Annotated in this window: 17 protein-coding genes; 8 read left to right on the top strand and 9 right to left on the bottom strand. The window is 72.9% G+C overall.

Going from position 1 to position 20,696, the window contains the following annotated elements:
* Positions 1-28: 28 nt before the first annotated feature.
* Both VSH64_RS06425 and acnA read right to left on the bottom strand, forming a co-directional pair.
* Complete coding sequence (locus tag VSH64_RS06425; protein ID WP_326834548.1) at positions 29-748, bottom strand: MBL fold metallo-hydrolase; 720 nt, start codon at positions 746-748, stop codon at positions 29-31.
* Positions 741-3,452 (bottom strand): aconitate hydratase AcnA, encoded by a 2,712-nt coding sequence (gene acnA / locus VSH64_RS06430; protein ID WP_326834549.1) that lies wholly within the window; start codon positions 3,450-3,452, stop codon positions 741-743. The genes VSH64_RS06425 and acnA overlap by 8 nt, the downstream gene beginning before the upstream one ends.
* 134 nt (positions 3,453-3,586) lie before the next feature.
* Between acnA and VSH64_RS06435 the strand changes: the two genes are divergently transcribed.
* Positions 3,587-4,555 (top strand): threonine/serine dehydratase, encoded by a 969-nt coding sequence (locus VSH64_RS06435; RefSeq protein WP_326834550.1) that lies wholly within the window; start codon positions 3,587-3,589, stop codon positions 4,553-4,555.
* Positions 4,556-5,037: 482 nt separating this feature from the next.
* Here VSH64_RS06435 and VSH64_RS06440 read toward each other — a convergent pair whose 3' ends face one another.
* Positions 5,038-6,609 (bottom strand): gamma-glutamyltransferase family protein, encoded by a 1,572-nt coding sequence (locus VSH64_RS06440; RefSeq protein WP_326834551.1) that lies wholly within the window; start codon positions 6,607-6,609, stop codon positions 5,038-5,040.
* Between the two features lie 119 nt (positions 6,610-6,728).
* On the opposite strand from VSH64_RS06440, the gene VSH64_RS06445 reads away from it, so the two are divergent.
* Together VSH64_RS06445 and VSH64_RS06450 are read left to right on the top strand one after the other, a co-directional pair.
* Positions 6,729-7,676: a threonine ammonia-lyase gene (locus VSH64_RS06445; protein WP_326834552.1), complete on the top strand. Its 948-nt coding sequence runs from the start codon at positions 6,729-6,731 to the stop codon at positions 7,674-7,676.
* Between the two features lie 112 nt (positions 7,677-7,788).
* Positions 7,789-9,123: a M14 family zinc carboxypeptidase gene (locus tag VSH64_RS06450; protein WP_326834553.1), complete on the top strand. Its 1,335-nt coding sequence runs from the start codon at positions 7,789-7,791 to the stop codon at positions 9,121-9,123.
* Between the two features lie 83 nt (positions 9,124-9,206).
* Here VSH64_RS06450 and VSH64_RS06455 read toward each other — a convergent pair whose 3' ends face one another.
* Complete coding sequence (locus VSH64_RS06455) at positions 9,207-9,761, bottom strand: hypothetical protein (protein WP_326834554.1); 555 nt, start codon at positions 9,759-9,761, stop codon at positions 9,207-9,209.
* 331 nt (positions 9,762-10,092) lie between these two features.
* A complete protein-coding gene (locus VSH64_RS06460) occupies positions 10,093-10,689 on the bottom strand; it encodes a hypothetical protein (protein WP_326834555.1) in 597 nt (198 codons plus the stop codon).
* A 343-nt stretch (positions 10,690-11,032) separates the two neighbouring features.
* On the opposite strand from VSH64_RS06460, the gene VSH64_RS06465 reads away from it, so the two are divergent.
* Both VSH64_RS06465 and VSH64_RS06470 read left to right on the top strand, forming a co-directional pair.
* Entirely contained in the window at positions 11,033-12,403 is a 1,371-nt protein-coding gene (locus tag VSH64_RS06465; protein WP_326834556.1) for an MFS transporter, read from the top strand.
* Positions 12,400-12,867 carry a MarR family winged helix-turn-helix transcriptional regulator gene (locus tag VSH64_RS06470; protein ID WP_326834557.1) on the top strand — a complete coding sequence of 156 codons (468 nt, stop codon included), beginning with the start codon at positions 12,400-12,402 and terminating at the stop codon, positions 12,865-12,867. The genes VSH64_RS06465 and VSH64_RS06470 overlap by 4 nt, the downstream gene beginning before the upstream one ends.
* Before the next feature lie 37 nt (positions 12,868-12,904).
* Here the strand turns inward: VSH64_RS06470 and VSH64_RS06475 are convergent, their stop codons facing one another.
* Together VSH64_RS06475 and VSH64_RS06480 are read right to left on the bottom strand one after the other, a co-directional pair.
* Positions 12,905-14,038, bottom strand: a complete 1,134-nt coding sequence (locus VSH64_RS06475) for an alkaline phosphatase family protein (protein ID WP_326834558.1) — start codon at positions 14,036-14,038, stop codon at positions 12,905-12,907.
* Between the two features lie 97 nt (positions 14,039-14,135).
* Positions 14,136-14,891, bottom strand: a complete 756-nt coding sequence (locus VSH64_RS06480) for a polysaccharide lyase family 7 protein (protein WP_326834559.1) — start codon at positions 14,889-14,891, stop codon at positions 14,136-14,138.
* A 152-nt stretch (positions 14,892-15,043) separates the two neighbouring features.
* On the opposite strand from VSH64_RS06480, the gene VSH64_RS06485 reads away from it, so the two are divergent.
* From VSH64_RS06485 to VSH64_RS06495, 3 genes are read left to right on the top strand one after another with little or no spacing between them, the layout of a single operon-like run.
* Entirely contained in the window at positions 15,044-16,153 is a 1,110-nt protein-coding gene (locus VSH64_RS06485) for a hypothetical protein (RefSeq protein ID WP_326834560.1), read from the top strand.
* Complete coding sequence (locus tag VSH64_RS06490; protein ID WP_326834561.1) at positions 16,150-17,061, top strand: ABC transporter ATP-binding protein; 912 nt, start codon at positions 16,150-16,152, stop codon at positions 17,059-17,061. The genes VSH64_RS06485 and VSH64_RS06490 overlap by 4 nt, the downstream gene beginning before the upstream one ends.
* Positions 17,058-17,891 (top strand): ABC transporter permease, encoded by an 834-nt coding sequence (locus tag VSH64_RS06495; protein WP_326834562.1) that lies wholly within the window; start codon positions 17,058-17,060, stop codon positions 17,889-17,891. The genes VSH64_RS06490 and VSH64_RS06495 overlap by 4 nt, the downstream gene beginning before the upstream one ends.
* Positions 17,892-17,897: 6 nt before the next feature.
* Here the strand turns inward: VSH64_RS06495 and VSH64_RS06500 are convergent, their stop codons facing one another.
* Together VSH64_RS06500 and VSH64_RS06505 are read right to left on the bottom strand one after the other, a co-directional pair.
* Complete coding sequence (locus tag VSH64_RS06500) at positions 17,898-18,698, bottom strand: esterase/lipase family protein (RefSeq protein ID WP_326834563.1); 801 nt, start codon at positions 18,696-18,698, stop codon at positions 17,898-17,900.
* Between the two features lie 85 nt (positions 18,699-18,783).
* On the bottom strand, positions 18,784-20,619 hold the full coding sequence (locus VSH64_RS06505) for a sigma-54-dependent Fis family transcriptional regulator (protein ID WP_326834564.1): 1,836 nt from the start codon (positions 20,617-20,619) through the stop codon (positions 18,784-18,786).
* Positions 20,620-20,696: the final 77 nt, after the last annotated feature.

Below are 20,696 nucleotides of genomic sequence, written 5' to 3' on the forward strand. Positions count from 1 at the left end.
TGGGCCCGCACCGTCGTGGACGGGATCGTCAGGACGGCGCGGGCGGGTCGTCGGTGAGCGGGTCGGGCGCGAGCACCTCGAGGTCCACGCGCGGGAACAGGTAGCGGCCGGGGTGTCCGGCCTCGATCGTGAACGGCCGGTCGTGCCCCGGGTACACCACGTCGGCCCGCGTGCGCACGAGCTCGATCGACGCCGTGGCCACGGTTTCCCCGGCCGCCGCGGTGGTGGGGCGGCCGGCGCGCAGCGCTCGCGCGGACGGCACGGCATCGCCGGTGAGCAGCGCCGTGCCGGCGGCGGTCTCGACGCTGAGGCCGAGCGAACCCGCGGTGTGGCCGGGCAGCCCGGTCACGGTGACGCCGTCGGCGAGCACCAGCCCGTCGACGCCGTCGTGGAGCGTGAGGCCGGCGAAGATCGCGTCCGTCCACGGGGGAGTGACCGGGTCGCCGGGCGGGTACTCGCGTTCGGCCGGGTGCAGCAGCACCTCGGCGTGGCCGAACAGGTCGGCGTTCTGCACGTGGTCGTAGTGCGCGTGCGACAGCACGAGGGTGTCGATGTCCCGCACGCCGAGGCCGTGGCGCGCCAGCGCGCGGTGCAGCGCGCGGCGGCGGCCGGCGTGCCCGCAGTCGAACAGGATGCGCCGCCGCGGCGTCTGCACGAGGTAGACGCCGCAGAAGCCGATGCTGCCCTGGTCGGACGAGAGGCCGAAGCCGAGCAGCAGCGGTTCGACGACCGGCGCGGGATCAGTCAAGCGCACCTCGCAGGATCAGCCGGTGCACGTACGGCAGCACCCCGCCGTTCTCGTAGTAGGCGGCTTCGCGGGGCGTGTCGAGGCGCGCGCGCACGGCGAACTCGAACGCCGGCCGGTCGCCCGGCCGCACGCGCACGGTGAGCGGCCGCGCGGGATCGCGCACCACGGCTTCGACGCCGACGAGGTCGAACTCCTCGGTGCCGTCGAGGCCGAGCGACTCCGCGCTGTCGCCGTCGAGGAACTGCAGCGGCAGCACGCCCAGCGCCACGAGGTTGGCGCGGTGGATCCGCTCGAACGACTGCGCCAGCACGGCGTTCACCTTCAGCAGCGCGGTGGTCTTCGCCGCCCAGTCACGCGACGAACCGGTGCCGTATTCGCGCCCGGCGATCACGATCAGCGGCACGCCGGCCGCGGCGTACGACCGCGAGGCCTCGTAGATCGGCACCAGTTCGCCGCCGCGCGTGAAGTCGGGAGTCACGCCGCCGCCCGCGTGGGGCGCGAGCCGGTTGGTCAGGCGTGGGTTGGCGAAGCCGCCGCGCACCATCACCTCGAAGTTGCCGCGGCGCGAGGCGTAGGTGTTGAGGTCGGTCTCGCCGCGCTCGGTCAGGTGCCGCCCGGCGCTACTGGTCGCGGGGATGCGGCCGGCGGGGCTGATGTGGTCGGTCGTCACGGAATCGCCGAGCAGCAGCAGGGTGCGCGCCCCGGTGACGTCGCGGGCCGGCTCGACGGTTTCCGTGACCTCGTCGAGGAACGGCGGCCGGCGCAGGTAGGTCGAGTCCGGCTCCCACGCGAAGTGGTGGCCGTCGGACGCGGGCACGCCCGCCCAGTGCTCGTCGCCGCCGAACACGTCGGTGTAGGCCTCGCGGAACAGCTCGGGGGTGAGGTGTGCGCGCACGACCTCGTCGATCTCGGCGTCGTCGGGCCACAGGTCGGCGAGCAGCACCGGCCGGCCGTCGGCATCGAGGCCGAGCGGCTCGGTGGTGAGGTCGTGGTTCACCGAGCCGGCCAGCGCGTAGGCGACGACCAGCGGGGGAGAGGCGAGGTAGTTGAGCGAGACGTCGTTGTTGATGCGGCCGTCGAAGTTCCGGTTGCCCGAGAGCACCGACGCCACGACCGCGCCGTGCTCCGCGACCGCTTGGGCCGCGTCCGGCAGAAGCGGCCCGGAGTTGCCGATGCACGTCATGCAGCCGTAGCCCACGAGCTGGAAACCGAGCTCGTCCAGCGGCCCGGTGAGGCCGGCGCGGGCGAGGTACTCCGTGACGGTCTTCGACCCCGGCGCGAGGCTCGTCTTCACCCACGGCTTCGCGGTCAGCCCGCGGGCGCGGGCGTTGCGCGCCAGCAGACCCGCGGCGACCATCACGTGCGGGTTGGACGTGTTGGTGCACGAGGTGATGGCCGCGATCGCCACCGCGCCGTCGGCCCCGGCTCCGCCGGGGCGTGCGCGATCTCGCTGGTGGGTCGCCTCGTCGGAACCTGGGTCTGGTTCGTTGCGCTCCGCACGCACGCGGGAGATCGCCGCCGTCGCGTTGGCGGGCACGGCGGCGAGCGGCACGCGGTCCTGGGGCCGGCGGGGGCCGGCCAGTGATGCCGTCACACCGGAGAGGTCGATCCGCAGGCGCTCGTCGTAACGCAGCCGCGCTACCGGATCGTGCCAGAGGCCCTGTTCTTTCGCGTAGGTCTCCACCGACGTGACGTGCTCCGGGGTGCGGCCGGTGAGGCGCAGGTAGCCGAGCGTCGCACCGTCGATGGGGAACATCGCGGCGGTGGCGCCGAACTCGGGGCACATGTTGGAGATCGTGGCGCGGTGCGCGAGCGGGATCCGCGCCACCGCGTCGCCGGTGAACTCCACGAACTTCCCGACCACCCCGTGGGCGCGCAGGGTTTCCACCACCGTGAGCACGAGGTCGGTCGCCGTGACGCCGGGACCGAGCTCGCCGGTGAGCTCCACGCCCACCACCGGCGGCACGAGCATGCTCAGCGGCTGGCCCAGCAGCGCCACTTCGGCCTCGACCCCGCCGACGCCCCACGCCAGCACGCCCAGCGCGTTGACCATCGTGGTGTGCGAATCGGTGCCGGCGCAGGTGTCGGGGAACGCCCAGCCGGCGCGCCGCTCGACCACGTTCGCGAGGTACTCGAGATTGATCTGGTGCATGATCCCGGTGCCCGGCGGCACCACGTGCACGCCGTCGAGCGTCTCGCCCCACTTGAGGAAGCGGTAGCGCTCGGCGTTGCGGGTGTACTCGATCTCGACGTTGCGGCGCAGCGCGTCGGCGCGGCCGGAGACCTCCGTGGCCACCGAGTGGTCCACGGTGAGGTGGCTCGGGATGCGCGGGCGCACCGCGCGCGGGTCGCCGCCGGCCGCGGCCACGGCGTCGCGCAGGGCGGCCAGGTCCGTGAGCACGGGCACGCCGTTGGTGTCGTGCAGGAACACCCGCGAGGGGGAGAAGGCGACGACGTCGTGGGCGGCGTCGGAACCGCCGCGGACCAGGGCGGTGATGTGCTCGGCCGTGACCGTGTGGCCGTCCTCGTGGCGCAGCAGGTTCTCGAGCAGGATCTTGTGGCTCAAGGGCAACCGCTCGGAACCCGGCACGGCGTCGAGCCGGTGCACGAGGTGCTTCTCACCGGCGAGGTCGAGGCGGGCGAGGCTGGTGAAACTGTCGGCCGCGGTGCTCGTGGACGGTGCCGGTTCATGCGCTGTGCTCAAGGCGCTCCTTCCCTACAGCTTATAGGCTATAATAAGGCCGGAGCGGAGACCAGAGGCCCTGGTGCGGTGTCCGGGGCGGTCCCGAACCGCGGACGTGTTGCGACCAGTTGCCCCCACCACGCGAGGAGCCCAGCGTGCCCACCCTCTTCGACCGCATTCTCGACGCGCACCGAGGCATCCGCCCCCAGGTGCCGGTGAGCTCGCTCGAGCGCAGCCGGCTGCTCTCGGCCGAGCTCGGGTGCGACGTGTGGCTCAAGACCGAGCACCTCATGCCCACCGGCTCGTTCAAGGTGCGCGGCTCGGCCAACAAGATCCGCGTGCTCGGCGAGAGCGCGAAGAAGACCGGGGTGATCACCGCGTCGACCGGCAACCACGGCCAGGGTGTGGCCCGCGCGGGCAACCTCGCCGGGGTCGCGGTCACGGTGTACGTGGCCTCCTACACCACGCCCGCCAAGATGGCCGCGATCGAGGCGATGGGTGCCGAGCTCGTGGTGGTCGAGGGAGGCGCGCTCGACGCCGAACAGGAGGCCCGCCGGCAGTCGGAGCGCCTCGGCAAGCCGTACGTGGCGCCCTACAACGACCTCGACACCGTCGCGGGCCAGGGCACGCTCGGCGTCGAGCTGGCCGAGCAGGCCCCGGACCTCGACGCGGTCTTCATCTGCACCGGCGGCGGCGGCCTGATCGGCGGCACCGGCACTGCGCTCAAGCAGCTCACCCCGGCCACGAAGGTCATCGGCGTGTGGCCCGAAGCCTCCACCTGCATGCTCGACTCCCTGAAGGCCGGCCGCATCATCGAGACCCCGGAGTTCCCCACCCTCTCCGACGGCTCGGCCGGCGCGGTCGAGCCCGGGTCGGTCACGTTCCCGCTCTGCCAGGAAGTCATCGACGACACCGTCACGGTCACCGAGCCGGAGATCGCCCGCGCCATGCGCAAGATCGCCGAAGGCGAGCGCTGGATCGTGGAAGGCTCCGCCGGCGTGGCGGTGGCTGGGCTGATCCGCACGGCCGAGCAGTACCGCGGCAAGAAGGTCGCGGTGGTCCTCTGTGGACGGAACGTGGCCCTGGAGACGTTCCTGGGCGCGATGACCCTCGCCCAGGAGTGAGCCCCACCGGGTGGCGGGCCGGGTTCGGCTCGCCACCCTTCAGCCTGGCCGCAGGAGGCCGGTTGCGGGGTGGCTGGGGTGCCGTTGTGGAGACGTCGGCGGCTGGCAGCCGGGTGCGCTGCGGCCGTGACGGTCGTGCCGTGGGATCGCGGAGTGCTGCCGACCGGGGACGTCATGGCCACAGCGGTGGAGCTGGGATTCTGGTTGGTGGTGGCGGGTCGCGCTGTGTTCGCCGCGGAGCGGCCCTGGCAGCGCGGGTCGCGGGCGGCCGGTTTCGCCGTGTCCACAGTGGAGTTTTCGGGTCGCGGGTATCGGGTGGCCGGTCACGGGCGAGCCGGGGAGGTGGAGCTGTGCGACTGCGGCCCCCGCTCGGGCGGGTGCGCCGAGGCCATCGCGGTGGAGCTGCCGGGTCGCGGGCCGCGCTCGGCCGGTTGTGGTGTCGCCGAAGCGGGGAAGTCGGAAAGTACAGCGGACCACCGTGGTCACGTCGTGACCACGGTGGCGGCGCCGTCGGAGCGCGGGTCGCTGCCGGCGGTGAAGGTGCCGTCCTCGGTGAGCGAGACGACGTTGGTGTGGCCCAGGAATTCGGTGCGGGCGGGGACTTCGCGCAGCGGGAAGTGGTCGGCGGCGAGGTCGGCCACCGTCTCCGGTGCGAGGTCGGCTTCGTGGTGCACGGTGTCCGCGGTCTGGCCCTCGGCGCGGGCGCCGACGACCCAGCGCGGGGCGGCCACGGCGTCGGCCGGGGAGACGCCGGCGAGCAGGCGCAGCAGGACCTGCGCGTGGATCTGGGGCTGGCCGTGACCGCCCATGGTGGAGGTGACCCAGCGGACGCGGCCGTCCTCGTGGGTGACCAGCACGGGCATCAGCGTGTGCTTCGGCCGCTTGCCGGGTTCGATCGCGTTGGGGGAGCGGGGATCGAGCGAGAAGCCGGTGCCGCGGTTCTGCAGGATGATGCCGGTGGCGGGTTCCAGCACGGCGGCGCCGAAGCTGTCGAACACGCTCTGGATGATGGACACGGCGTAGCCCGCCGAGTCGGCCGCCGCCACACCCACGGTGTCGCCGCGGGGCACCGAGGGCGCCGCGGCCGCGGCCGTCTCGTGGGGAGCGCGGTCGCGCAGCCGGGCGAGGAGCTCGGTGAACCCGGCGTGTTCCACGTCGGACTCGGCGAAGGCCGGGTCGGCCAGGAGCGTGTCGCGCACGTGGGTGCCGTCCTGGAAGAGGCGGCCCAGCACGGCGGCCGGGGCCGTCCACGGCGCCGCGTCGAAGCCGAGCTCGGTGAGGGCGCGCACGGTGCGCAGCAGGGCGAAACCCTGGGTGTTCGGCGGACTGGTGTGCACCCGGAAACCGCCCAGCGGCGCGGAGATCGCCGCCGTCGAGCGGACGGCGTACGCGGCGAGGTCGTCCGTCGTGAGAGGACAGTCGAGGCGCTGCAGACCGGCGGCGAGGGCGGCGCCGACCGAACCGGTGTAGAACTCGCCCGGGCCACCGGCGGCGATCGCGGTCAGCGAGCGCGCCAGGTTCGGCTGCACCAGCTGCTCGCCTTCGCGCAGGAACTCACCGTTCGGCGCGAACACCGCGCGCGACCCAGTATCGGCTTCGAGCAGCGCACGGTCGGTCACGAGCGCGGCGGCGAGTGAACGCGCCACGGGCACGCCTTCGGCCGCGTACCCGATCGCGGCCTCGAACTGCGCCGCCCAGCCGAGCGCGGCGCCGTGCCCGCGCAGCGCTTCCCAACCGCGCACCGCGCCGGGCACGGTGATGGTGTCGGGTCCGCGTTCGGGCAGCCGGTCGCCGTGGCGGGCGCGCAGTGCGGCGAGCGAGCGCGCGGCCGGCGCGGTGCCGGTGGCGTTCACGCAGGTGATCGAGCCGTCGGGGGTGCGCACGAGGGCCACGAGGTCACCGCCGAGCGCGGTGTTGTGCGGGTACACGACGGTGAGCGCCGTCGCGGCGGCCAGCGCCGCGTCGATCGCGTTGCCGCCCGCGCGGAAGGCGGCTTCGCCGGCGCGGGTGGCCAGGGCGTGGGGCGAGGCGATGGCACCGGTGAACGGGGACAAAACGGCTCCCTCTTCGCGTGGTCCGGCAGGCCGGCGGGGGTAGGCTACGGTCACTGTAGCAGCGACGACAGAACAAGCACTAGTTGTATTGCACACTTCAGAATCGCCGGAGGAGAACCATGCCGCTGATCGCCGACGACGTCCTCGACCGGGCCCGGGAAACCGTCTCGCGGCACCTCGTGCCCACCCCGCTGCTGCCCTTCCCCGCCGCCGGGCTCGACGTGCCCGTGTTCCTCAAGTACGAGGGCGCGCAGCCCACCGGTTCCTTCAAAGTGCGCGGCGGGGTCGCGGCGCTCACCGCGTACGCCGCCGACGGCACCCCGGTGGTCACGGCCTCGGCCGGCAACCACGCGCTCGGCATCGCGCACGCGTCGCGGCTGCTCGGGGCCAAGTCCACTGTGGTCGTTCCCGAAGACGGTTCGCCGGCGAAGATCTCGGCCCTGCGCACGTATCCGGTCGACCTCGTGCTCGCCGCCGGCGGTTACGACGGCGCGGAGGCCCAGGCGCTGGAACTCGCGGCCGGCGGGATGAAGTTCGTGTCCGCCTACAACGATCCGCACGTGATCGCCGGCCAGAGCACGCTCGTCCGCGAGGTCGCCGGCACCCTCGGCGAGGACTTCACGATCGTGGTGCCCACCGGCGCGGGCGGACTGCTCGCCGGCACGGCGCTCGGGGCCCGGCGCGCGAAGCCGGACGTGCGCGTGCTCGGCGTCGAGTCGGCGGCGTGCCACGCCGTGTCCGCGGCCGTGGCGGCGGGCCACGTCGTGACCGTGCCGGTGGGGGAGACGATCGCCGACGGGCTGGTCGGCAACCTGGAGGCGGGCACCATCACGCCGGACATCGTGCGCGAGGCCGGCGTGGCGCTGGTCGACGTGGACGAGGCCGCGATCCGCCGGTCGGTGCGCGAGTTCGCGCTGTCGGCCGGGCTGGTGGCGGAAGGCTCGTCGGCGGCCGCGCTGGCCGCGTTGCGCGCGGGCCACGTGCCGCTCGACCGGCCGATCGTGCTCGTGGTGTCGGGACGCAACATCGCCGCCGGGCTGCTCGCCACCATCCTCACGGAGGGCTGATCCGGGAGTTCCGACTTTCGTGGGTGTGCCGGGTTTGTCCCCGGCCGCCACACTGAGCGTCGCGGGACGGTCACCGTCGGTCCGTCCCCCGGACGCACCGTGAGGAGCCCCGATGAAGGTCAGGTCGTCGTGGAAAGCCGCGCTGACGGCGGTCGGAGTGCTGGTGGCGGGCCTCGCCGGAGCCGCCCCCGGCGCCGTCGCCGCCGCGCCCGGCGTCGCCGCACCGGTGTTCTGGCGGGTACCGGTGACCGCGGACCAGGTGACCGGGCTCGCCCGCGCCGGGTTCGACGTCGCGGAGTCCGACCGCGAAGCGGCGTACGTGGTCGGCGACCAGACCGTGGCCCAGCGGCTGCGCACGCTCGGCTACCGGCCGGCGTACTTCGACACCGTCTACAAGGACGTGCCCGCCGCCTCGGCCCGCGCGGCCGCCGCCGACACCTTCTACGGCGGCCACCGCACGGTCGCCGCGCAGGAGGCGCACCTGACCCAGGTCGCTTCGGCGCACCCGGACCTCGCCACCGTGTACACCCTCGGCCCGTCGTGGAAGAAGACCAAGGGTCAGGGCGGCCACGACCTGAAAGCCATCTGCCTCAGCAAGAAACAGGCCGGCGACTGCTCGCTCTCCACGACCTCGCCGAAGCCGAAGTTCGTGCTGATGGCCCAGATCCACGCGCGGGAGCTCTCCACCGGCGAGCTCGCCTGGCGCTGGATCGACTACCTCGCCGACGGGTACGCCAGCGACGCGACCGCCAAGTCCATTCTGGACACCACCGAGGTGTGGGTGATCCCGATCGCCAACCCCGACGGCGTGGACATCGTGGCCTCGGGCGGCAATTCGCCGAAGCTGCAGCGCAAGAACGCCGACAACACCCGCGGTGGCTGCACCGGCACGAACGTCGGCATCGACGTGAACCGCAACTCCACCTTCAAGTGGGGCGGTGATTCGAACTCGCCGTGCGCCGAGACCTACCAGGGCGTGAGCGCCGGTTCGGAACCGGAAACCCAGGCACTGGAGAAGTTCTTCCGCGCGATCTACCCGGCCCAGCGCGGCACCGGCACCAACGACCCGGCGCCGGTGACCGCGCGCGGCACGATGATCACTCTGCACAGCTACGGCAACGACATCGTGATCCCGTGGGGCTTCACGCAGTCCACCTCGCCCAACGACGCGCAGTACCGCAAGCTGGGCGCCAAGTTCACCGCGTCCAACGGTTACCTCGTGGGAACCAACCGCGAAACCGTCGGCTACGACACCAGCGGCACCACCGACGACTTCACCTACGGCGCCCTCGGTGTCGCCAGCTTCACCTTCGAGGTCGGTGCCTCCAGCGGGACCTGCGGCGGCTTCCTGCCGAAGTATTCCTGTGTGGACAGCACCTTCTGGCCGAAGAACAAGGGCGCCTTCATCACGGCGGCGCAGGCGGCCGCGGCTCCCTATCGGCAGTAGTCCGGCCGTGGTTTTGACTCTTCGGCCGGACGCCGGGCAAGGCGCCTCGAGGGAGTCCCTCGAGGCGCCCGGCCCGGGGTGAATCAGTAAGCGGACTCGTGGATGTCGGTGATCAGGTCGTCGGCGTTCACGGAGGCGTGGGCGAACAGGCTGCCGCCGTACTGGCTCAGCACGCTTTCCAGCTCGATCCCGGTCGAGCACTCGTCCGGCGGGCACGTCTCGAACGGGAAGCCCTCGGGGTCGATCGCCTCGATCGTCGCGGTCGGGGTGAGGCGCAGGCGGTGCAGTCCGGGCACGTCGACCACGTGCGGGCCGCCGCCGGTCGCCTCGGTGGTGACCAGGTGGAACTCGGCGAAGCCGCTCGCGCGGTCGTAGCTCGTGAAGCGCACTTCCAAGGTCTTGCCGGGGAACTTCAGCCCGGCGTTCGCCACCTCGGCGGGCTGCCGCGCGGCGCTGGACGGTGCCGAGCCGGACGGCGCTGTGGACGGCGCTCGCACAGCGGTCGGCGCGATCGACGTGGACAACGGCGCCGACAGCGAAGGCGGCGCGGTGGGCGCGGCCGTGCACGCGGTGGCGAGCACCGCCGCCGACACGGAAGCGGCGGCGAGAGCGGCTCTGAACAAGGCCGTGCGCGTCATGTGATCAGTCCCCCAGGATTCGCGAAAAAGCTTGCGGTCATGGGGAAAGACGGCTGTGGAGGCGTGGCGTTGCGGGCGTGATCAAGCCGTGACGCAGCAGTGTGCGGCGGGCATCATCGGCTGACTTCGTCCCCGCCGGCCGGGGCCCGTTGGCAAGGGCACGGGCACGCGAGGGAAGGCTCGCGCACCCGCGCCCACGTCCAGGTCATCGCGCGGGCCCGCCGCCGCGCACGCGCCCCGGCGGTGGTGTGCCCGATTCTCGCGGCGGAATGCCCGATGGGCCCGTGCGTTCAGCGGCGACGTGTCACGCGCGTTCCGTTCACGGCGGCCCTCAGCCGGCGATCTCGATGTCGGGCAGTTCGTTGAGCTTGCCCTTCGGCATCTCCTCGACGGCCGCGAACACCTTCTTCTGGTGCTCCTTGATGCGCTCGTCGAGCAGAGTGCTCAGCTCGAAGGCGAGCCGGCCGGTCTGGCGCACCGTGAGGTCGTCGACGAGCGGGTTGAGCACCGACGTGATCACGATCCCCTCGGGGCTCCCGTCGGCCGCCTGCGAAACACCGATCGAGTACACCTCACGCGGGTTCTGCTCACCCAGCACCAGGTGCTTGCGGATCTTGCGCAGCAGCCCGTGCCACTCCAGCACCTCACCCTCCACGCCGGTGGCCTTGAGGTCGTCCTCGGTCAGGCCCATGCCGCGCTCGCCGGGGCGGAAGCAGCGCGCGTAGGAGTTCAGGGCCGACACCCACAGCGATTCGATCAGCACGGGATCCAGCTGCGCCTCACCGCGCTGCAGCTCGACGACCAGGCGTTCGCAACAGCGCAAGGTGAACTGCAGATCGTCGAAGATCGCCGTGAGGTCGGCCAGCGCGAGCGCCAGCGGAGTCCTGAGCTGGCGCGCGTTCTTGACCGGTGCCGTGGGTTGGGACATTCGGGACGCTCCTGTCCTGCCGGGGGCGAAGTGGTGCTCCCCATCACACCGCACCGAGGCCTGCGCGCCTGTCTCAATCTGCGACAGGATTTTTGGCTGTGTCTTTGGCCCCGGCTTCGCCGGGGCGTGCGAGATCGCCTTTCAGTCGATGTCTCGCCTGGACGATCTGATCGGCCGGGGGCCGATCGGATCGTCCAGGCGAGACACCGACGCGATCTCGCTGGTGAGTTGCCTTGATGGTTCGGTTGTCGAGGTAGTTATGTGGTCTTGGTCGCGGCCTACTGGTGGATATTGTTGGAAGGTAGTTCTGTGTAGGAACTAACTGATAGCGGAGGGGGCTGGCGTGGCGGTGCTGGTGGAGCGGGCGAGGCCGCGGGTGGTGCGGGAGCACCGGTGGGCGGGCTGGTTCGCGGTGGGCGCGGTGTGTTTCGGCGCGTTCATGGGCCAGCTGGACGCCAGCATCGTCACGCTCACGTTCCCGGCGCTGCAGCGCGAGTTCGGCGAACCGCTGGCGGCGGTGCAGTGGGTGTCGCTGGCGTACCTGCTCACGCTGGTGGGGCTGCTGGCCGCGGTCGGGCGGATCGCCGACGCGTACGGCCGCAAGCTCACCTACGGCTACGGGTTCGGCGTGTTCACGCTGGCGTCGGTGGCCTGCGGCCTGGCCCCCACGCTCACCTGGCTCGTGATCTTCCGCGTGGTGCAGGCGCTCGGCGCGGCGATGCTGCAGGCCAACAGCGTCGCGCTGGTCGTGGGCAGCGTGCGGCGCGAAAAGATGCGCGCGGCGCTCGGGGTGCAGGCCGCCGCACAGGCGCTCGGCCTCGCGCTCGGCCCGGCCGTGGGCGGGCTGCTCGTGGACACCGTGGGCTGGCGCTGGGTGTTCCTGGTCAACGCGCCGGTCGGCCTCGCGGGCCTCATCGCCGGGCGCTACTTGCTGCCGCGTACCCGCGAGCGCACGCCGCTCGGCCGGTTCGACGGCGCCGGGGTCGCGCTGCTGGCCACCGCGTCGACCGCGCTGCTGCTCGCGATCTCGGGCCTGTCCGGGCTCGCGCTGCCGGACTGGGCGGTGCCGGCGCTGTTCGGCGTGGGCGTGGTGGCGGCCGGCGGGTTCGTGCTGCGGGAGAACTCCGCGGCGAGCCCGATCCTGCGACTCGCCGTACTACGGCCGCCGGTGGTGTCGCTCGGCCTGGTCGGGGCGATGTGCGGGTACCTCGTGCTGTTCGGGCCGCTGGCGCTGCTGCCGCAGGTGCCGGTCGCGCACGGCGCGACCGGCGTGGTGCTCACGAGCCTGCCCGCGGGCTTCGCGGTGGCGGCGGTGGCCGCCGACCGCGTGCTGCCCGCCCGGCTCGGGTCCCGCGCGCGCATCGGAGCCGGGGCGGTGGTGGCCGCCCTCGGGTGCGCGGTGCTGGCCGGGGTGTCCGGAACGTGGGAAGTTGGCGTGTCGCTGTTCGCGGCCGGGCTCGGTCTGGGAGTGTTCATCCCGGCGAACAACTCGGCCGTCATGGGTGCCATCCCGACCCGGATGTCGGCCACCGGAGGAGGTCTGGTGAACATGGCCCGCGGACTCGGCACCGCGCTCGGCGTGGCCCTGGTGACGTTGTGCCTGCACGCCGGGGGCACCGGCGGCCGCTCGCTCGCGCTCGTCGTGCTGGCCGCCGCGGCCGTGCTCGCCGCGGTCACCGGGCTCGCCTCGCCCCGCGCCGCCCGCACCGCATGACGCCCGAGCCGAACCTCGCCGACGTCGTCGCCCGCCTCCGGCGCGCCATGCGCCGCGCGGCGCGCACGGCCGACCCGGACAACACGCTGTCGGTGGCGCAGCTCGAGCTGCTTTCGTGCCTGGCCGAGAATCCCGGCGCGCGCCCGAGCCGCGTCGCGCAGTTGCTGAAGCTGGCGCCGAACTCCGTCACGACCATGGTCACCGGGCTGCGGGCGCGCGATCTGGTCACGCGCACCAGCGGCAGCGAGGACCGGCGGACCGTGGAGCTGGAGCTCACCGACAGCGGCCGCGCCGCCGTGGACCGCTACAAGCACCACAACGCCGAGATCCTCGCCGCGGCCATCGACCGGCTGCACCCGGCGTGGCGGCACCTGATCGCTTCGGCGATCCCCGCGCTGGCCGAGCTCGTGGGCGCGATCGACCAGCTCGCCGAAGACGCGCCACCGGCCGCTGACCGTCCTTAGTGGACGATCCTTAATAGACGGCTCGTCGGCAGATCTCTCAGCCGCGCGAGATCGCCAGCGGCACCAGGATTTCCTCGTCGGTCACCGAGCCGTGCTGGCCCGTCATCCGGCTCAGCCGCGGTTCGCCTTCGGTGCGCACGACGGCGGCCGTGCCGCGCGCCGCGACCACCACGTCGCCGATGCGGGGGAGTACCTGCTCGGCCACCCGCGGGCCGAACCACCCGGCCGCCGCGGCTTCCTCACGTCCGAGTACCCACGCGCGGTCGCCGAGCGTTTCGCGCCAGGCGGCTTCGACATCGGCCGCCGCGCCCTCGACCGCGTACACGTGGCGGGCCCGGGCTTCGCCGCCGACCACCCGCACCCCGGCCTGCAGCGCCGGTTCGGCGTCGTAATCCACGCGTTCGCCGACGGTGACCATGCCGTGGTCGGCCGTCACGATCAGCGCGCCACCTCGGGGCAGGCGCCCGGCGATCGTCTCGGCGAGCCGGTCGACGTAGGCCAGCTGGTAGAGCCACGGTGTGCTGCCGGGACCGTGCACGTGGCCGAGCAGGTCGAGGTCGGCGTGGTAGGCGTAGCACAGGCTGCGCGGTTCCTGCAGCGCTTCGACGACCGACGCGGTGAGGTCGCCGAGCGCGTGCACGCCCCGGAATTCGCCACCGCGCAGAGCCGCGCGCGTGAGACCGCTGTCGCGCTGGTCGCGCGGCCCGACCACGCGGACGCCGACGCCGGCCGCGGCCGCGCGTTCGAACGCGGTGGGCCTTGGCTGCAGCTGCTCCGGCACCACCCGCTCGCGCAGGTCGATCGGCTTGCCGCCGGTGTGGCGGCGCCAGCCGAGCACGTTGAGCACGTCGCGCCCGGCCTCGAACGCGTACCCGACCACGCCGTGCTCACCCGGCGTGAGCCCGGTGCCGAGCGACGCGACGCTGGTCGCCGTGGTGCTCGGGAACCCGGCCGTGAGCGAGCGCTCCGCCGCCTGCGCCAGGAACGGCGCGACGTCGGCGTGCTCGCGAAGCGAGAGCCAGCCCAGGCCGTCGACGAGCAGCACGCACACGCGGTCGGCGGACGGCAGGCCGAGGGTGTTCGCCTCGGTACTCACGCCGAGGCCGGCCAGCGCCGAGGGGACGACGTCGGCGAGCGTGCCCGCCGCGTACCGCCGTGCGAGATCTTCCACGCGGCCAGCCTAGGGGCGCCACCGCCGACCCGGCCGCCGGCTCCGCCTCGGATGCCGTCTCGGATGCCGTCTCGGATTCCGGGGTACGGGCGGCGGCTCAGCCGGACACGGTGAGGCCGTAGACCACCGTCTCGCCGTAGTTGTCCGCCGAGCACGGCGCGGAGTTGCCGCAGTTGGCCTGGGTGTAGGTGCCGGCTTTGAAGTAGTCGCCGGAGGACTTCACCGCGATCGTGGCCACGAGGGTGTCGTTGTAGTAAGCCGACACCTTGCCGTCGTGGGCGGTGAACGAGACCCGGAACCGCGTGCCGAGTTCGTAGCCGCGGGTCACGAGCCGGTAGTGCGAATCGTCGCCCTTCGTCAGGTAGAGGTCGGTGCCTTCGAGCCGGAACACGGTCACGTCGTCGTCGGCGTCGTGGATCTGGCCCACCACCACGTCGGGCTTGTCCGCGGGCAGGTGGGTCACGGCTTCGTCGAGCACCATCGTGTGCGTGCCGGACGTGGTGGACCAGCTCGCGGTTTTCGTGCCGTCGCCGGTCATCTGCCGCAGCTCCGAGCGCGGGTACCCCGAGCCGCTGGTGGTCGTGCCGTCGACCGGGGCGCGGAACACCACCCCGTCGCAGGCCGGCGTGGTGGTGAAGTACGGGCTCTTCGCGTAGGCGGCCAGCTGCGGCTGCGTGATCTCGGTCGGGTGGCCGGCGGGCCCGATCGGCAGCGTTTCCTTCCAGGTGCCCAGGTCCAGCACATCGGCGGGCACCCGGCAGGCAGGCACCGCCGGCGCCGCACCGGCGGCGGTGATCGTGGTCAAGGGAAGGGCGAGCAGCGGAACGGCGAGCAGGGCCCAGCGGTGTTTCACGTCGTGCTCCTTCGGTCGGGGCGGCCCTGCTGCTCCGGGCACAGTCGGTGACGCTACGACACCAGCCGGGGACAGGTCCCGGTCGGCGTAAGGAATCGGAAACGAGGCGACGCGGTTTCGAGGCGTACAAAGGGGTCGTGGAGGTGGTGCCGGTGTCGGTCGTGCGACGCGAGCGCCGGCGTCGCTGGGCGGTGGTCGCCGTGGTGGCGATCGCGCTGGTGGCGCTGCCGTCGCTCGTCGCGGCGCTGCGGCCGGCCGGGCCGGGTGCCGACGCCGGGCAGCTGCGCGACCTCGTGCTGCGCTCGGCCGACCGGCCGTACCAGGGGCTCGCGCAGAGCCGCGGGTCGCTCGCGATTCCCGAGCTGCCGGACCTCGCCGACGTGTCCGCCCTGTTCTCCACCACCACGACCACCCGCGCCTGGTACGCCGGACCCGACCACTACCGCGTCGCCACGCTCACCACCACCGGGGAGCACGACGTCTGGCGCATGCCCGAAGGCGAATACACCTGGGACTACGGCGCGAACATGCTCACGCAGCTCACCGGCGACCCGGCCGTGCGACTGCCCCGCGCGGGTGACCTGCTGCCGCCCGAACTGGCGCGCTGGGCGTTGCGCTCGGCGCCGGCCGATCCGGTGACCGCCCTGCCGTCGCGCTCTGTCGCCGGTGTCGCGGCCGCCGGGTTCCGGCTCGTGCCCGCCGACCCGGCGACCACGATCGGGTCCGTCGCCGTGTGGGCCGATCCGGCGACCGGGCTGCCGGTGCGGGTCGAGGTGACCGCGCGGGGCCAGCAGGCGCCGATGCTCATCAGCGAGTTCGAGGACGTCGAGCAGACCGCACCCGTGGTGACCAGTCCGGTTCCGGCGCCCGGCAGCGGGTTCACCGTGACCAACGCGCCCGACCTGTCCGGGGCGCTCGGTGCGCTCGGGCGGGTCCGGCTGCCGAACTCGCTCGGCGGCCGGCCCGTGCGCACGGCGAACTTCGGCGGAGTGCAGGGCGCCGCGCTCTACGGCACCGGCCTCGCGACCTTCGCGGTGGTCGCCGTGCCGCGCCCGGTCGCCGACGGCGCGGCGGACGCGGCCGGCAAGGCGGGCGGCACGACGACCGCGCAGGCCGTGCAGCTCTCGGTCACGCCGCTTTCGCTGGCGATCGTGCGCCCGCCGGGTTCGCGGCGCGGGTACCTGCTCGCGGGTCTGGTCACGCCGTCGGTGCTGACCTCGGCGGCGGCCGACCTGGTCGCGCTGCGCCGGAGCGGCCGATGATCGTCACGCGCGGGCTGACCAAGCGGTACGGCCACACGCTGGCCGTCGACGCCGTGGACCTCGAGGTGCGCGAAGGCGACCGCTACGGCTTCCTCGGCCCGAACGGATCCGGCAAGACCACGCTCGTGCGGATGCTGCTCGGGCTCGTCTACGCCACCAGCGGCGAGATCGAGCTGCTCGGGCAGCCGGTGCCGAAACGCGTCGCCGACGTGCTGCCCGAAGTCGGCGCGCTCGTGGAGGGGCCGGGCGCCTACCCGCACCTGTCGGGCCGGCGCAACCTCGCGCTGCTCGACGCGACCGGGCGCCGCGGCTCCCGGCGCACGCGCCGGCGCCGCATCGAGGAAGCGCTGGAACGCGTGGGGCTCGCCGGCGTGGACCGGCGGCCGGTGAAGGCGTACTCGCTCGGCATGCGCCAGCGCCTCGGCCTCGCCGGCGCCCTGCTCGACCGGCCGCGGCTGCTGGTGCTCGACGAGCCCACCAACGGCCTCGACCCACAGGGCATCAAGGAGATCCGCGAGCTGCTGCTGGAGCTCAACCGCGACGGCACCACGGTGTTCCTGTCGAGCCACCTGCTCGCCGAGATCGAGCAGCTGTGCACCCGCGTCGGCATCGTCGACCACGGCCGGCTCGTGCTCGACGGCGAGGTGGACACCCTGCGCGGCGCCACCGGCCGCGTGCTGCTGCGCACGCCGGACCCGGCCGCGGCCGCCGCGGTGCTCGACGGCCAGGTCGAACACCGCGACGGCGAGCACCTCGTGGTCCGCTACCGCGACGCCGCCGAGCTCAACACGCGCCTGGTGCTGGCGGGGGTGCGCGTGAGCGACCTGCGCGAGGAACACCGGACGCTGGAACAGGTCGTGCTCGAGGTGACCGGCCACGGTTCGGACCGGTTCGGGGGTGTGGCGTGATCGGCGTCGAACTGCGGAAGCTCGCGCTGCGGCCCCGGGTGTGGGTGAGCGTGCTGCTGCTGTGCCTGCTGCCGGCGATCGTCGCGGTGTTCCTGGCGACCGCGGACTTCGCGCCGCCGCCGGGGCAGGGCGGCGCGTTCCTGTCGGCGGTGGTGAGCGACGGCTCGCTGTACCCGGCTGCGGCGCTCGCGCTGGTGTTGCCGCTGTTCCTGCCGATCGCGGTCGCGGTGGTGGCCGGCGACTCGATCGCGGGCGAGGCGTCCGGCGGCACGCTGCGGTACCTGCTCGCGCGTCCGTCCGGGCGCACGCGCCTGCTCACGGCCAAGCTCGTGGCGCTCGCCGTGTACGTGACCGCGGCGATCGCGATCGTGGTCCTCACGTCGCTGGTGATCGGGATCCTGCTGTTCGGCACCGGCGGGGAAACCGGCGCCGGCGGGCAGGCGGCCCAGGTCGTGACGCTGTCGGGCACGTCGCTCAGCTCGTCGTCGCTCGCCCTGCGGCTGCTCGGTGCGGTGGCCTACATCGTGCTGTCGATGCTCGGGTTCGCGGCGATCACGATGTTCCTGTCGACGCTCGCGGACTCGGCGCTCGGGGCCGCCCTCGGCGGGCTGGCCGTGCTCATCACCAGCTCGGTGCTGGAAACGCTCGACGCGGCGGCGCCGGTGAAGCCGTACCTGCCCACGCACTACTGGCTCTCGTGGCTCGACTTCTTCCGAGATCCCGTGCTGTGGCACAACATCGACCGCGGCCTGCTGCTGCAGGCCGGCTACATCGTGGTGTTCTTCGGTGCCGCGTGGGCGAACTTCGCGACCAAGGACATCACCAGCTGAGCGACCTCACGACCGCGGTACCGAGCACGACTCAGGTGCGCTGAGCGGCGCCGTGCCGAGCGCCGCCAGCACGAGACCGGTCACGGCCGGGTCCGTCGGCAGATCGCCGTGCGCCGCGGTGTCGGCCGGACACACCTGCTGCAGCGCCACGTTCACCGCGCCGTCGAGCCGCGCCGACTCCGGAGGCGTCACGGTCTGGTCCAGCCGAGTCCACACCGAAAGCCACGGCAGGCCGGGCGGGATCGGCGGCAGCCCGCGCAGCAAAGCGCTGCCGGGCGTGAGCTGCTGGCACGCGGTGGGACAGGCACCGGGGGCGAGCACCCCGCCGGCCGTGGCGAGCGTGGTGCCGTGCATCGGCGCGCCGAGCGTGATCACGCGCCGGGCCTGGTGCTCGCCGCCTTCGCGCGCCACCCACAGCCGCGCGACGACCCCGCCCGCCGAGTACCCGATCACGTCGACCGAAGGCGCGCCGCCGACGTACGCGCGTTCCACGGCGTCGGCCAGCACGGCCACCTGCGCCAGCAGGTCACCGGTGCCGTCGCCGGCGAGCGTGAGCACCTCGGTGGGCCGGCCGGTGGCCCGGTGCACGCGGTCGGCGAGCTGTTCGAGCGAGCCGCGGCCGCCGCCGTAGCCCGGCACGAGCAGCACCGTGCCGGGCGTGTCCTGGGCCGGGCTGCCGGCGCGCGGCACCGCGTCGCTGTCGGACGACCCGCCGGACAGCGACACCGCGGTGATCACGACCCCGGCCAGCACCACGAGCGCCACCATCGCCACGAGCAGGCGCCGCCGCGGGCTCAGCCTTCGCACACCCAGCCCTCGCCCACCCGGCCATCGCATGTCTCCATGATGGGCCCGGGCGTGCGGGGCCGGCGTGAACCCGGGCGCCGGACCCTCAGTGGTCCGGCGTGACGATGCCGTATTCGTGGATCTTGCGGTAGATCGTGGCCCGCGAGATGCCGAGCAGCTGCGCCGCGCGGGGTTTGTTGCCGTGGGCCTCCTCGAGACTGCGCACGATCGCGTCGCGCTCGATCGATTCGAGCCCCTTCAGCGGTCGTTTCGCGATGGCCTGGTACTCGGCCGGCAGGTCCGCCGGCTGGATCGCCCCGAGCCGCCGGTGCTGCGCCACCTTCTTGAGCACCTGGTAGAGCTGCTCGGTGTTGCCCGCCCAGTCGGCGCGCATCAGCAGGTGCAGCGCCGTGGGCGAGCACGACAGGCGGCTGCCGCGCGAGAGCTTCGCCAGGAAGAACGGCACGAGCTCGGTCAGGTCGTCGATGTGGCGGCGCAGCGGTGGCACCGTGACCGTGCGCGGGAAGAACGCCAGCGGCTCGGCCAGGTCCGGGGTCGTCTCGGCCTCGGGGGCCAAGGTGACCGCGACCCACGGCGCGTTGGCGCCGTACGCGGTACGGACCTCTTCGAGCAGCCCCGCGAACGCCTTCAACGGCTCGCCGCGCAGCGCCTCCAGGTGCTGCACCACCAGCGTGTCCACCGGATCGTCGATCAGGTCGCGGCGCAGGTCGCAGACCCAGCTGTCCTCCGCCGCCTCGCGCGCGTCGAGCGTGTGCAGCCGGCCGGTCGGGTTGCGTCGCTGGTGCACCCCCTTGGCCAGGCTCAGCTTCCCGGTGCCCGGCTCACCCGCGAGCACGAGCCACTCGCCGCGGCTGTAGCCGGCGTCGACGTCGTGCGTGCAGCGCAGCCACGACGGCGCCGAACCGACCAGGCCGGGCAGGAACATCGGCAGCATCGGCACGGGCACGCCGCTCGACTCCGCCTCCGACACGATCAGCTTCACCGACAGCACGCCGCCGACCACGTCGTCCTCGTGCTGGCCCGGCACGCGCCGGCAGTGCATCTTGACCTTGCCACCGCCCGAAAGCGTGACAGTGGCGGTGTTGCGCCGGTACTCCGAGAGCGCCTGCGCGGCGTGGCCGAGCAGGATCGACTGGTCGGCCGAGTTGAGAAGCTGGCGCGCGCTGTCGTTCATCATCACGATGTCGTCGTTGAACGCCATCACGATGCCGGTCGTGCGCCGGCACGCCTGCAGGTAGGACTGGAAGAGGATCAGCTCACGCAGGTTGCTGTGCGTGAGCAGGGCCTGCTGGATCTGCTCGGCGGTGCTGCGCGCGAGCGCGATCAGCAGGCCACCCGCGTCCTTGCGCCAGCACGTGAGGTCGACGGCGCCGATCATCTTCCCGGAGATCGGGTGGTGGATCGGCACGCCCGCGCACGCGAGGTTCTCCAGGTGCTCGGCGTAGTGCTCGTGGCCGAACACGTGCGTCGGCTGGTCGTCTTCGAGCGCGGTGCCGATGCCGTTGGTGCCCACGAACTTCTCGCCGTAGCTGAACCCCGGCACCAGTTCCACGCGCTCGAGGTGGCGGTGCAGATCCGTGTCGCCGGTGCGCTGGCTCAGCACCGTGCCGGTCGGGTCCGCGAGGATCATGCTGATCGGCTGGCCGTCGAGCTGGTCGCCGAGTCGTTGCATGACAAGTTTCGCGCTGTGGATCAGGGGAGTGTCGAGGTTGACCTCGCCGAGGTAAGGCAGGTCGATGCGGTCCGCGGGCACGCGGAAGTGCCGGGACCGCCACCACGAGGCGAGGATCGCTTCGCGGACTTGGTCCGGCTCAACGGATTCCGACGTGAGGAAACGGATCCGGGTCCTGGCCAGACCGTCTTCGTCGGGCAGGATCGCGGTTCCGGGAGGGGCAACCTGGCGGGCGGGTGGACTCTTCACCGCAGTCTCGACCTCCTGTCGCTGCCACGCCGTTGTGTCGCGTACCGGGTCTGGCCCAGCTTAGGACATGTGTCCAG

The organism is Amycolatopsis rhabdoformis, from assembly GCF_035918295.1.
GTDB classification, from domain to species: Bacteria; Actinomycetota; Actinomycetes; order Mycobacteriales; family Pseudonocardiaceae; genus Amycolatopsis; species Amycolatopsis rhabdoformis.